General features: G+C 55.4%; 4 protein-coding genes and 1 pseudogene. All 5 read right to left on the bottom strand.

The features are described 5' to 3' along the window. Positions 1 to 217: 217 nt before the first annotated feature. Positions 218 to 1,126 carry a DMT family transporter gene (locus AC1WIP_RS12810; protein WP_481142195.1) on the bottom strand — a complete coding sequence of 303 codons (909 nt, stop codon included), beginning with the start codon at positions 1,124 to 1,126 and terminating at the stop codon, positions 218 to 220. A 639-nt stretch (positions 1,127 to 1,765) separates the two neighbouring features. Then, positions 1,766 to 2,176: an arsenate reductase ArsC gene (locus AC1WIP_RS12815; RefSeq protein WP_481142196.1), complete on the bottom strand. Its 411-nt coding sequence runs from the start codon at positions 2,174 to 2,176 to the stop codon at positions 1,766 to 1,768. Between the two features lie 3 nt (positions 2,177 to 2,179). Continuing rightward, positions 2,180 to 2,524, bottom strand: coding sequence for a thioredoxin family protein (locus tag AC1WIP_RS12820; protein WP_481142197.1), 345 nt, complete (start codon positions 2,522 to 2,524; stop codon positions 2,180 to 2,182). 17 nt (positions 2,525 to 2,541) lie between these two features. After that, entirely contained in the window at positions 2,542 to 3,543 is a 1,002-nt protein-coding gene (locus tag AC1WIP_RS12825) for a permease (RefSeq protein WP_481142198.1), read from the bottom strand. Between the two features lie 91 nt (positions 3,544 to 3,634). Beyond that, a pseudogene (locus AC1WIP_RS12830) lies at positions 3,635 to 3,837 on the bottom strand (ArsR/SmtB family transcription factor); the annotation flags it as partial.

Consider the following 3,837-nt stretch of genomic DNA (forward strand, 5'->3'; position numbering starts at 1 on the left):
CCGAGGCTCCGCCCAGGGACTACGGGGAGCGGGCGGTGCAGCCCTGAGGGAAAAAGGCATTTTGATGCGGAATATCAGACAATCCGTCAATAGACAGAAAAGATAACAGCAGGAGCTTTCGTGATCTTTCCATCTGTCTGCGCAAAAATCCCCCGGCCGGGATGTCTTTGCTGACGTCCCTGCCGGGGGTATTTCGTATAGGATATTTTCCGGGCGCTCAGCGCTCCGATACCAAACCAGCCCGCCGCTCCATCCAGATAGGACAGAAGAAATACACCGACAGACCCAGGAGGATCACCAGGATCCCCAGGCCCTGCTGGACGGCGATCCGCTCTCCCAGAATGAAGAAGGCCAGGATACAGGTGCCCACGGGTTCGCCCAGGATTCCCATAGTGACCGCCGTTGCGGAGATGTCCTTCAGCAGCAGGTTAAAAACGAACTGGCCGCAGATGGTGGAGAGAAAGGCCAGACCCAGGAAAGCGCCCCAGGTGGCGCCGGTGTACCCGGTCAGCGGGTCTCCCTTCAGCAGGGCATAAGCCAGCAGAAAAGCGGCGCTGCTGAGATAGCCGGGGACGGAGTAGGTGACGGCGTCCAGATCCCGGCGCACCACCTGGCCGATCAGGAAGTACAGACTGATGACGCCGGCGGCAGCCAGGGCCAGAATGTCCCCGAACAGGGCACCGGCGCTGACCTGGAAGTCACCCCAGCCGATGACGGCGCTGCCGGCGATGGCGATGAGGCAGCCTGCCACCGCGCTTTTCCGGGGCCTCTCCCGCAGCAGCAGGAAGCTGAACAGCAGGGAGAACAGAGGCTGCAGGGCCACCAGTACTGTGGAACTGGACACGGAGGTGTAGCGCAGAGATTCAAACCACATGACGTAGTGGACAGCCAGCAGCAGCCCCGACAGCACGATCAGCCCCAGCCGGGAGGGCCGCAGGGTCCGCAGATATCCCCGTTTCTTCCGGTCCAGCAGAAGGAGAGGGGTCAGGGCCAGCGCCGTAAAAAGCAGCCTGTAAAAGGCGGTCACAGAGGAGGGGGCGTCGGCCAGCTTGACGAAGATGGCCGATGTGGACAGGGCGATCACGCCCAGCATGAGCGCCAGATAGGAGCCTGCCCGGTGTTTCATGAGAGCATTTCCTCCTTCAAAAAGAAACACGCGCCGATCCCAGCCCTTTCTGCGGATGAGGGGAGGTGCGGCGAGATGACATACGCATGATAGCAAACGGAGGATTCCTTGTCAAGAAACCGCCGGCAGGAGCGCTGCCTCCGCAGCCTGCTTCCTGCGATGCAAAGGGGGCTGGCTGACCTGTTTGGATCAGCCAGCCTCTTTTGCAGATTATGCGCCCTGCGTTCCGGCCACCCGGCCCCGGAGTCTTACTCCCGTTCAGCGAATTCAGGTATATGGGAGGGTATTTCAGGTGATTTCACCGAAAAACTTTCGTAAATATGTTAATATTTTGCCCATTATTTGGGATTTCCCGATTTCCCAGTATCAGAATAGTATTACAAAAGGCCAGAAGTTGCAAGGATTTCAGGTTTTGCAGGCCTCTGCCAAAATTGGCCTCAAATTGAGGCGGATTTTGACTGCCGGCCTCCGCCCCAAATGAAAGAAGGCGGGCAAGCACCCTTGGGGCTTGCCCGCCTTGCTTACCGCGGAGCAAGACCAGGCGGGGCGGATAATGGCGGCGCACAAAGGGCGCCGTTCATTTTGACCATTGTCGGCCCCGGCTTGGATTGCTGCCTGCAAAGCGATTGTTTTGCGTGACTACAACAGTCCATTATCTGCTCTGCTTTTCAGTTCAAGAATCTTTTTCTCAATGCTGCGGATCACTTCTAAAAAGCATTTATCACCCTTGCCGGTGGGGCCTTCCAGCCCCCAGTCCTCTCGGTAACGGCAGGGCACCGACGGACAGGATACATTGCACCCCATGGTAATCACAATGTCAGCCGGAGGCAGTTCCGACAGCAGCTTGCTGCGCTGCGTCTGCTCCATATCCACACCATAGAGCTGCTTCATCAGCCGGACGGCATCCTGGTTGATCTGGGGTTTGGTTTGCGTCCCTGCGGAATAGCAGTCAAACACATCCGAAGCCAGCAGCTTGCCCAGGGCTTCTGCAATCTGACTGCGGCAGGAATTATGGACGCATACGAAGGCTATCTTTGGCTTTTGGGACATGACTTATCCCCGCGCCTTCTGGATCAGCGCCTTCGCCTCGTCCTTTTTGAGAACCTTGCCATAGGACACAACCTTGCCATCTACCACCAGCGCCGGGGTGGTCATCACGCCATAGGCGGCGATCTGGGCAAAATCCGTCACATGGTCAATGGTTGTTTCCATGCCCAACTCTGCCAGCGCCTCGCGGGCAGCCTGCTCCAGAGCGTTGCATTTGGCGCAGCCGGAGCCAAGCACTTTGACGCCTCCGGACGATTTGCCCGCCTCTGCTTGACACATCGCCTCGGGCGTACAGCTGCCGCAGCAGCAAGAAGTCTTTTCCTCGTTTTTGTTTTTGTGAAACAGTCCCATGGTTCATACCTCCTAAATTAAATGAAAAGAAATTGGAATATATTGAACAAGTAGCCTACCAGAATAATGCCAACGGTGCACACGCCGATAAACAGGGCCAGCAGCCTCGGCTTGACCGCCTTCCGCAGCATAATGAGGGACGGCAAACTCAGCGTGGTCACCGACATCATAAATGACAGGATGGTGCCAAGCTGTGCGCCTTTTGCCAGCAGGGCTTCCGCCACCGGAATGGTGCCGAAAATATCCGCATACATGGGAACGCCCACCAGGGTCGCCAGGAGCACACCGAAGGGGTTATTGCTGCCCAATATAGCCGTGATCCAGCTTTCCGGTATCCAGTTGTGGATCACTGCTCCGATCCCCACGCCCACCAAAATATAGGGAAACACCTTTTTGAAGGTGGAAACAACCTGCTCTTTTGCGTACTGCACACGTTCAGCTTTGGTAAGGGTGGGAGACTCAATATCCACGCCTCCGGCGGAAAGGATAAAGCTCTCCACGTACTTTTCCATGTGCAGCTTCTCGATGATCGTGCCGCCAACCACAGCAATCACCAATCCCACCAGCACATAGATCACGGCCACTTTCGCCCCAAAGACGCTCATGAGCAGTACCAAGCTGCCCAAATCCACCATGGGAGAGGAGATCAGGAAAGAGAAGGTTACCCCCAAAGGAAGTCCCGCGCTGGTGAAGCCAATAAACAGCGGGATGGAGGAGCAGGAACAAAACGGCGTTACCGTTCCCAACAGGGCCGAAATCATATTTGCGCCAATTCCATGAAACCGGCCCAGAATTTTCTTGCTTCGTTCCGGGGGAAAGTAGCTTTGGATGTAGGAGATGACAAAAATCAGGCAACACAGCAGTACGGTAATCTTGATCACATCGTAGAGAAAAAACTGAACGCTGCCGCCCATCCGCCCGCCTGTATCCAGTCCCAATACAGATAGACCATTGCCTATCAATCGGTTCAACCACTTCATTCCTAAAATCTCGTCTTGAAAGAATTGCCATACACTCATTCTGGAAGCCTCACTTTGCCTAGAATTCAAAACACATCAAAAAAATTTGATGTTTTATTCCGAAATAAACGCCATCGGTATGGGATGGCGTTTATCTGCCACAGGAAGGGCAGTGATGATCTTGCTCTGTATCGGGTGTAAGAATAGCCTGCAGTCTTTCCAGCGCCCATGCCCCTCCAGACGCGCTCAAACGGTAATTGTGTCCATTTGCCTTCCTGCCGACTGACTACGATACCGGAATCACACAGGATTTTCATGTGATAGGACAGCCCGGATTGCGTCAGGTCCATTGGT

This window comes from Acetatifactor sp., from assembly GCF_982438285.1.

What these genes read in the sequence shown, in the direction of transcription:
- AC1WIP_RS12825 (WP_481142198.1), bottom strand. Translation starts at nt 3,543, where the DNA reads ATGAGTGTATGGCAATTCTTTCAAGACGAGATTTTAGGAATGAAGTGG.
- AC1WIP_RS12815 (WP_481142196.1), bottom strand. Translation starts at nt 2,176, where the DNA reads ATGTCCCAAAAGCCAAAGATAGCCTTCGTATGCGTCCATAATTCCTGC.
- AC1WIP_RS12810 (WP_481142195.1), bottom strand. Translation starts at nt 1,126, where the DNA reads ATGAAACACCGGGCAGGCTCCTATCTGGCGCTCATGCTGGGCGTGATC.
- AC1WIP_RS12820 (WP_481142197.1), bottom strand. Translation starts at nt 2,524, where the DNA reads ATGGGACTGTTTCACAAAAACAAAAACGAGGAAAAGACTTCTTGCTGC.